Raw genomic sequence first — 6,949 nt, 5'->3', positions numbered from 1 at the left:
TTTTGAGATCGATCGAATGTCTAATCAAGCTGAATTATGGTTTCAACCGTTAATCTGGATGGATTTCCGATTGGCGGTAATCTTTACAGTGCTAATGCCCCTGATTCTATTATTGTGGGCATTCGCTCAAAAAACTATCGTCATCCAGACTCTATTAATTATCTATTGGCGGGTCGCTAGTTTACTCGCGATCGCCGTGTATCTCCAAATCGGCTCGTCACCGCTGAGTTTTATTGCTGGATTTGTCGGGCAAGCATTAATTCCGATCTCACTGTGGTTTTGGGCAGATATTAACGAAGAAATTAACGATTTACCAGAGCGTCCTCTCAAATTAGGCTTCTTGGCTTGGCGGTGGGCGACTAGTATTTATTGTATCCTGAGCGCGATCGCGGTCATTCCCTTTCTATCGTGTGCTGTTAGCGGTACCACCACCGCTTATTGTCAATCGTGGTTCCAACCATCTTGGCTGTACTACCAATTTTTCCATGCCAATTCCAAGCCAGAGTTTCTCAGTATGCTCGGCATCTTGGGATTAATTATCTACAGCCTATATCTAATTTACTTCTTAGTCGTCCGGCTCGGCAAACAAGGTCGATCGGCAATGGTGGGGGATGAGTAAGAGAGCTGGGAGCGTGGGGAGTGTGGAGGTGTGGGAGGTGTGGGAGGTGTGAGAGGATTTTGGATTAAAATTTATCCAGTCTCCCCGCTCCCCGCTCCCCGCTCCCCGCTACTACAACTCACTCGCGGCATTTATGCCTAGATAATTTTCCATCAGTAACTGTAAATAGCGACGAGCAATCGCGGTTAACCCACATCTGGCAATGGCTAGACGTGGGTTTTGACTTTTAATATCGCCAAAAATTCGACAGTAACGATAAAATTCTAGCCAACTTTCGGCGAGTTCGATCGTTAATTTCGTCCAATTTGGCGTTGGTAAAGCTTCCAGGCTAGAAAATTGTCCGTAGATGGCATCTAGCACCTTCATTAAGACGTGAATCAGTCGATCTTGGGCTGGATGCTCAAAAATACCGACCGAACCTGCTGCAAGCGGATTTTCCCCGCAGTTTGAATCCAATTGTCGAGATAAATCGATCGACCATTCTGGGGCGATAATTTGCCAAGTTGCGCTAATTGTTACTAATTTCTCGATCGCGGCTAATTCGAGCGTGGAGCAACAGCGCGCGTGGGCGTAAATCGCGATATTAACGGGAGAAGATCGATCGGTTAAATCGCCCGCAGGCAAAGGTAAATCGTGAATATAATTTAGCCATCTGGCGATCGATCCGGCGGTAGGTTGAAAATAAATGTAGCCTGCTGCGTTATGCCAACAGCAAAAATCTAGCTCTTTGTGTAGTCTATTATCTACCACTAAAATTAGTGGTTTAAGCTGTTGACAAATTTCTAATGGTGTAAATAAAGATTTTGCTGCCAATCGGTGTGCGATCGTGCTGACATACTGGTATGGTGATGTTGTCGCTAGCTTAATCGATCGTTGACACTGCCCATGCCAAGTTAAATCTTGCGTCATGTCAGTAGCTGAATTGTCATAATTATTTAGCGATCGTCCGTAAACTTGCTGAGTCATCACCTGCAAATAGTCGGCAATTTTTCCCGCCATTGTAGGTGCCAAATGCAGTAAAATCGGGTCTGACAGAGGAAAAATCTTCATAGTCACATCCCGATTGCAAAATTACGTAGTACATTCCAGACTAAAATAAAAATGATTCACTACATCAAAATACATGTAGAATCATTGAAAATCATGTGCCGTTCTGCTGGTTTGTTATGCATTCATCATCTACCCCACCTAAAAACAATACTCGTTCGTTCTCAACGTGGCACCGACTCCTAGATTGGGCGCAAGAACACTATCGGTATCGAACGTTTTCTAAAGATGCTCAAATCCCGACTCGTGCGGGATTACTATATCTAGTTCAGCGGGGCACAATCCGGCTGAATGGGACGGCGGAGACAGAACCGCCATCCTACCCACATCAAAATAGTACCCCATTGGAGTTCCAACTTCAAAGCGGCGACGAAACCTTTCTTGGTTTTGTCGGTGCTGGGCAACCATTTGAAATAGTCGATCGATCTCCATTTACGCTCCAAGCGTTTGCCCATACAGATAACACTTCAATTTTCTGGATGTACTGGCACGATCTCGAAAACTTCCCCAGTTTTCGGCGGGAGATTTTAGACTCATTCCGCTATCAACACCAACGGAAACTACTATGGTTAAATACCCTCGGACAACGCCACACGATCGAACGGTTATTGGGCTATCTCACACTGCTGATCGAAGAATTTGGCGAACCCTGTAAGGAAGGCTACTTTTTGCCCTTTCCCCTTACTCACGCCCAAATTGCTAGTGCGATCGGTACTACTCGCGTTACAGTCACCCGACTGATGAAAGAATTGCGCGAAGACCGCAAAGCGATTCATATTAAAGAAGATAACCTGATCTGCTTGCTAACTCCATCCCAACCAGAGTAAAGCAACAGCATGTACGGGTCGATCTTCTACCAGCACCACCAAACTAATCGCATCATTGGGGCGATCGCTGCCTAACTGTTTAGGCTAAACTAAGGATCTAATACTCTTTAGTTATAAGTGCGATCGCCCCATGATTTTGCCCGGTTCTACGATTCGTGTCAAAAATATTAATGATATCTACTACGGTTTCCAAGGATTCGTCCAACGAGTCACCGATGGGAAAGCCGCAGTCATCTTTGAAGGTGGTAATTGGGATAAAATTGTCACTTTTCGCCTCGCCGAACTCGAACTCGTAGATCTCACCCAAAAATAACTGTAGATTGGTTAACTAAAGACAATTTCATAACGATCGTGTTTAACTTACAAGGATTGAGTGTTTATCTCGTCGGGATGATGGGTTCTGGTAAAAGTACCGTCGGCCCATTACTCGCCACAAATTTAGGCTATAGTTTTCTCGATACCGACACCACGATCGCCAGAGCTTGTGCTCAAGATTTGGGCTATAGTTTTGAAGATCCCGATCTCGACGAATCTGAATTAGTCGGTAAAATTATTACCGAAATTTTTCAAACTGCTGGCGAAGCCGAATTCCGCCGCATCGAAACTCAAATATTAGCCGAAGTCTCTGCTTATACCCGCCTAGTCTTCGCTACAGGTGGTGGGATTGTTATCGATCGCGAAAACTGGAATCATTTACATCAAGGGCTGGTAATCTGGCTCGATCCATCGCTAGATCTCCTCGTCGAACGTCTTCAGGATGACACCACGCGCCCTATTCTAGCCACCCCGGAAGAGCTTCAACCCAAATTAGACCGCATTCTCACCGAGCGGCGCGACAAGTACGCCGAAGCCGACATTCATATTCCCTTTACTCACAATCTCACGCCTGAAGAAATTGTCGATCGGATCTTAGCAGCCATTCCCACAGTCTTAAAAACACCAGTGGCTATCCCAGAGTAAATACGATATCTTCGTACACAAGTTCGATTGGGAATGTTAAATTAATACTCCTGAGTTCTACCACATCCCCAGAGCCATAGGAAATCAATTCCCACCCACCGCGCTCGTTTCGTTGGTAAAGATCTAAACACATTGCCGTCGTACTGACGAAAACATATTCCTGAAGATCGATCGATCTTCGATACAGTCTAAATTTATCACCCCGGTCGTAAGCCTCGGTACTGGGCGATAAAACTTCGATAATTAAACAAGGATGACTGATAAACTGATCCGCGCCGCGATCTCTGGCATCGCAAGTCACGCTAAGATCGGGGTAACAGTAAGAATTCGACTCGATCGTCTGCACTTTAGCATCCCCATTGAGTACCTGACACCCACTACCTCGAAGATGGGTTCCCAGCATGATGGCAAGGTTTACAGCAATTTTACTGTGGTTGATGGTACCGCCAGTCATGGCATAAACTTCACCATCGACAAACTCATGGCGAAACTCTTGTCGTTCTTCCCACGCCAGATATTCGGCTGGTGTGAACCGAGGAAAATCTTCTTTTAGGGCAATCATCAGCTAAAACCTATCGTTTATGTACGACACAGAGCGATCGTAACATTTTCTAATTATTTTTTGGACTTTCCACTGGCGATGTTGCGCCCATTGCGATTAATAATAACGCCACCAGCTCTAAAAATAATGCGGCAATAGCAGTCGAAGTCAGCTTCAACAACCAACCATCTGCGGTACCAAATAACCCCGCTACGCCGCTTAAATAAGCAGAAATAATATCTGTAAAATCGATCGCCACACAACCAAGTAGTAATAAATTCACCTGCTGTTTACTTGCCAATACCACCAACACAGCCAGCACCACATCTCTAATCGCCCAAGCTCAAATTGCATAAGGCATTTGGGGATTAGCAGATACAGAAAGCCCGATCTCTTCCATCAACCAATGCGGATCGGCATAGCCAAAAGCACTTAGACTAAACCGAATCAGGCACATCAATCCCAGCGGTACCGTAATATACCAAACTTGACCTCTCATTTTTATTACTCCCAATAGGCGATCGATATGTAGCTAGACATTAAACCGATTAATTATTAAAGTAAAGTAGTTACTTTTTTGTAACCAGATTACTCGCGATCGCCTATTCCCATCCATGAAAGAGCCTGACTCCATTCCCCTCGAACAACTACTCGATCGAATCTCAGGTAAATGGACGGTCTATATTTTATGGCTTTTAGATACAAAGGGAAAATTGCGTTTTGGCGAGTTGCGGCGGAAGATCGATGGAATTTCAACTAAAGTTTTGACTGAAAGATTACAAATGCTCGAAGAAATCGGGATCGTTCATCGAGATTATAAACCGACTACTCCCCCACAAGTTACCTACGAGTTAACCGATCGAGGTAAAGAATTATCCGCGCCACTTTACCATCTCTGCGATCTTGCTTCTCGCTGGTATGGCGATCGAATAGTCCCATAAATGAGACTTTAGTATCTTTCTTTTCCAATCTCTGCGTCCTCTGCGTCTCTGCGGTTAAAAAATATTAATTTGGCAGTATCATAACAAATTTAGATTATTTCCAAATTTACTAGCGATCGTGAATTGATGATTATGAACCGCAGAGGCGCAGAGAGCGCAGAGAAAGACAAAGATTGGATAGCTTTTCATTTAGGATTACTATAGCAGTCCTAGATCATTTGTGAGATGCGAACTTGGTGTTATTTTAACCGCAGAGGCGCAAAGGGCGCAGAGAGAAGAGTAAGATTCTCATGAATCATCTAGGATTGCTATATAGTATAAAATTGATAAACTAATATGACTTTTGAAGAAACGCCTGAAAATGAGAATCTAGCATTACTCGTAGCACATCGAAAGGGCTATGTAGTAACTAAATATATGGACGAAGAAGGTAATGAAATCTCATACTATACTGCTGAAAATTCCGAAAATACATTTTTCGCAGATAGCTTTATATCCCTGCTGGGATTGATAGAATTAGGTGAAACAAGAAAAACAAGCTGGCGATTAGATGCTAAAGAAGCTGCTTATACATCGTTAGTCAAAGATAAAATGTATGGCGAAGACGTTAACGAATAAATTAAACGTGAATAATATATGGTTTCGATCGCAGATGCTGGCAATACTTGGTATCCATCTTTGTATATCATTTTGCAGAAGGGTTATACTGTGGAAATATTAGAAGACGATCTTGCAGACGATAATTCTCTAACCTTCTATAGTGCCACAAAAGATGATAAAAAATTCATCGCTTGGAATTTTCTTTCTTTATTAGGTCTGATATGTATTTGGGAGAACACAGGTGGCGATCTAATTAATAGTATAAAGGAAAGTGAAGAATTAAAATCATCAATAGAAATAATTGAATACAAATATGAAGCTCGCAGTAAAGAGTGAACGATAAACGATCTTCCGTAGATTCACTGTTGACACTCGATATTTAGCTTGGCTAGATTGGCGATCGATCCTGACAATTATAGGTAAATTTAGTTTGAGATCTTAACAACCATCGAGTAGCTCGTGGTTTTTAAAAAGATTCGCTCCTGACTGCCAAAGTTTCCGGGTTCTGCTAGGCTGGGGCTGTATTTATATATGTATCGCCATTGCTGGATTGACGCTCATTTACCGATCGACTTGAAACTATGATAATGTCTACTGTCAAAACCAATCGTTTTCTCGAAGATTTAGATCGCGTCGCGAGAGTGCGCCAAGAAGTGGCTGGGAGCCTCCGCCGGATGGTAGCCAATCTCCAGAAGTCAGAGCTAGCCGCACAAACCGGATCTGGCGAAATGGGATTCGATCGCGATTTGGCAGATCTGACTAAAGCTAGTACCAATCTCCAGCAGGGTGTCTTTCGGCTGATGGTGTTGGGCGATATGAAACGGGGCAAAAGTACGTTTCTAAATGCCTTAATCGGCGAGAATATCTTACCCAGCGATGTCAATCCCTGCACGGCATTGTTGACGGTGTTGCGCTATGGAGAGCAGAAAAAAGTTACCGTACATTTTAAAGATGGTAAGCCGCCTGAGTCGATCGATTTTGGCGCGTTTAAAACTAAGTACACGATCGATCCGGCGGAAGCGAAGAAATTAGAAGAGAGCAACAAACCTGCTTTCCCCGATGTGGACTATGCCGTTGTGGAATATCCACTAGAGTTACTATCGAAAGGGATTGAAATTATCGATAGTCCCGGTTTGAACGATACCGAAGCGCGGAATGAATTGTCGCTGGGATATCTCAATAATTGTCATGCGGTATTATTCGTCCTCAGTGCTTCGCAACCATGTACCTTAGGCGAACGTCGCTATCTAGAAAACTACATTAAAGATCGCGGTTTGAGCGTATTCTTTTTAATTAATGCTTGGGATCGAGTCAAAGAATCGCTAATCGATCCTGATGATGCCACCGAACTAGCTGAAGCCGAAGGCAAATTAAATCGGGTATTTAAAGCTAACTTAGCTGAATATTGCGCCGT

Annotated in this window: 12 protein-coding genes; 8 read left to right on the top strand and 4 right to left on the bottom strand. The window is 43.6% G+C overall.

Annotated elements, in window-relative coordinates:
• Positions 1-16 precede the first annotated feature (16 nt).
• Positions 17-619, top strand: coding sequence for a DUF3177 family protein (locus tag RMO79_RS18315; protein ID WP_310484679.1), 603 nt, complete (start codon positions 17-19; stop codon positions 617-619).
• Positions 620-730: 111 nt separating this feature from the next.
• Here the strand turns inward: RMO79_RS18315 and RMO79_RS18310 are convergent, their stop codons facing one another.
• Complete coding sequence (locus RMO79_RS18310) at positions 731-1,669, bottom strand: hypothetical protein (RefSeq protein WP_310484677.1); 939 nt, start codon at positions 1,667-1,669, stop codon at positions 731-733.
• Positions 1,670-1,785: 116 nt separating this feature from the next.
• Here RMO79_RS18310 and RMO79_RS18305 point away from each other — a divergent pair, with 116 nt between their 5' ends.
• From RMO79_RS18305 to RMO79_RS18295, 3 genes are all read left to right on the top strand, one after another.
• Complete coding sequence (locus tag RMO79_RS18305; RefSeq protein WP_310484676.1) at positions 1,786-2,493, top strand: Crp/Fnr family transcriptional regulator; 708 nt, start codon at positions 1,786-1,788, stop codon at positions 2,491-2,493.
• A gap of 130 nt (positions 2,494-2,623) precedes the next feature.
• Positions 2,624-2,806 carry an NAD(P)H dehydrogenase subunit NdhS gene (locus RMO79_RS18300; RefSeq protein ID WP_295618914.1) on the top strand — a complete coding sequence of 61 codons (183 nt, stop codon included), beginning with the start codon at positions 2,624-2,626 and terminating at the stop codon, positions 2,804-2,806.
• A 38-nt stretch (positions 2,807-2,844) separates the two neighbouring features.
• Positions 2,845-3,453: a shikimate kinase gene (locus tag RMO79_RS18295; RefSeq protein ID WP_396136632.1), complete on the top strand. Its 609-nt coding sequence runs from the start codon at positions 2,845-2,847 to the stop codon at positions 3,451-3,453.
• Here the strand turns inward: RMO79_RS18295 and RMO79_RS18290 are convergent.
• Genes RMO79_RS18290 through RMO79_RS18280 form a run of 3 tightly spaced genes read right to left on the bottom strand, consistent with a single transcriptional unit; the run spans position 3,440 to position 4,493 of the window.
• Positions 3,440-4,015 (bottom strand): Uma2 family endonuclease, encoded by a 576-nt coding sequence (locus RMO79_RS18290; protein WP_310484675.1) that lies wholly within the window; start codon positions 4,013-4,015, stop codon positions 3,440-3,442. The two genes, RMO79_RS18295 and RMO79_RS18290, sit on opposite strands and share 14 nt — an antisense overlap.
• Before the next feature lie 49 nt (positions 4,016-4,064).
• Positions 4,065-4,319, bottom strand: coding sequence for a hypothetical protein (locus RMO79_RS18285; protein WP_310484674.1), 255 nt, complete (start codon positions 4,317-4,319; stop codon positions 4,065-4,067).
• Positions 4,320-4,337: 18 nt separating this feature from the next.
• A complete protein-coding gene (locus RMO79_RS18280; protein WP_310484673.1) occupies positions 4,338-4,493 on the bottom strand; it encodes a hypothetical protein in 156 nt (51 codons plus the stop codon).
• Between the two features lie 115 nt (positions 4,494-4,608).
• Here RMO79_RS18280 and RMO79_RS18275 point away from each other — a divergent pair, with 115 nt between their 5' ends.
• The 4 genes from RMO79_RS18275 to RMO79_RS18260 form a co-directional block, all read left to right on the top strand.
• Positions 4,609-4,935, top strand: coding sequence for a helix-turn-helix domain-containing protein (locus RMO79_RS18275; RefSeq protein WP_310484672.1), 327 nt, complete (start codon positions 4,609-4,611; stop codon positions 4,933-4,935).
• 336 nt (positions 4,936-5,271) lie between these two features.
• On the top strand, positions 5,272-5,553 hold the full coding sequence (locus tag RMO79_RS18270; protein WP_310484671.1) for a hypothetical protein: 282 nt from the start codon (positions 5,272-5,274) through the stop codon (positions 5,551-5,553).
• A gap of 18 nt (positions 5,554-5,571) precedes the next feature.
• A complete protein-coding gene (locus tag RMO79_RS18265; RefSeq protein ID WP_310484670.1) occupies positions 5,572-5,871 on the top strand; it encodes a hypothetical protein in 300 nt (99 codons plus the stop codon).
• Between the two features lie 251 nt (positions 5,872-6,122).
• A partial coding sequence (locus tag RMO79_RS18260) for a dynamin family protein (RefSeq protein WP_310484669.1) occupies positions 6,123-6,949 on the top strand: 827 nt, incomplete at its 3' end.

It is taken from the genome of Chamaesiphon sp. VAR_48_metabat_403, from assembly GCF_031422475.1.
Taxonomy (GTDB): domain Bacteria; phylum Cyanobacteriota; class Cyanobacteriia; order Cyanobacteriales; family Chamaesiphonaceae; genus Chamaesiphon.
Note: the sequence above shows the minus strand (reverse complement) of the source record. Positions and strands in the feature narration are given on the sequence as shown.

Coding starts and splice junctions, on each gene's coding strand:
- RMO79_RS18270 (WP_310484671.1), top strand. CDS start 5,272: ATGACTTTTGAAGAAACGCCTGAAAATGAGAATCTAGCATTACTCGTA.
- RMO79_RS18300 (WP_295618914.1), top strand. CDS start 2,624: ATGATTTTGCCCGGTTCTACGATTCGTGTCAAAAATATTAATGATATC.
- RMO79_RS18265 (WP_310484670.1), top strand. CDS start 5,572: ATGGTTTCGATCGCAGATGCTGGCAATACTTGGTATCCATCTTTGTAT.
- RMO79_RS18305 (WP_310484676.1), top strand. CDS start 1,786: ATGCATTCATCATCTACCCCACCTAAAAACAATACTCGTTCGTTCTCA.
- RMO79_RS18280 (WP_310484673.1), bottom strand. CDS start 4,493: ATGAGAGGTCAAGTTTGGTATATTACGGTACCGCTGGGATTGATGTGC.
- RMO79_RS18310 (WP_310484677.1), bottom strand. CDS start 1,669: ATGAAGATTTTTCCTCTGTCAGACCCGATTTTACTGCATTTGGCACCT.
- RMO79_RS18315 (WP_310484679.1), top strand. CDS start 17: ATGTCTAATCAAGCTGAATTATGGTTTCAACCGTTAATCTGGATGGAT.
- RMO79_RS18290 (WP_310484675.1), bottom strand. CDS start 4,015: ATGATTGCCCTAAAAGAAGATTTTCCTCGGTTCACACCAGCCGAATAT.
- RMO79_RS18275 (WP_310484672.1), top strand. CDS start 4,609: ATGAAAGAGCCTGACTCCATTCCCCTCGAACAACTACTCGATCGAATC.